This window comes from Haloferax profundi, from assembly GCF_001469865.1.
Lineage (GTDB): Archaea > Halobacteriota > Halobacteria > Halobacteriales > Haloferacaceae > Haloferax > Haloferax profundi.
Genome location: NZ_LOPV01000361.1, coordinates 1 through 274, shown reverse-complemented (window position 1 = coordinate 274; position 274 = coordinate 1). Strand labels below are relative to the sequence as shown.

Sequence of the window (274 nt, the reverse complement as noted above, 5' to 3'; positions counted from 1 at the left end):
CAAAACGCCCATAGAGACGAGTCGTTCTCTAGAAGAAGAGACAGATGCGGTAATTCGGCTGAAGATGGAACACCTCCAACGAACGGGGTCGTTCAAAACTCGAGGCGCCTACCACAAACTGAAAAATGCCCGTGAACGAGGGTGTTCTGCGACGCACGTTGTGGCTGCGAGTGCTGGAAATCATGCACAGGGCGTAGCGCTTGCAGCGACTAAAACGGGGTTCGACGCAACAATTGTCATGCCGAAGAATGCGCCACAGACGAAGATCGATGCT

General features: G+C 53.3%; 1 protein-coding gene. It reads left to right on the top strand.

Annotation, left to right across the window (positions count from 1 at the left end; genetic code table 11):
* A partial coding sequence (locus AUR66_RS20705) for a pyridoxal-phosphate dependent enzyme (RefSeq protein ID WP_157533120.1) occupies nucleotides 1–274 on the top strand: 274 nt, incomplete at both ends.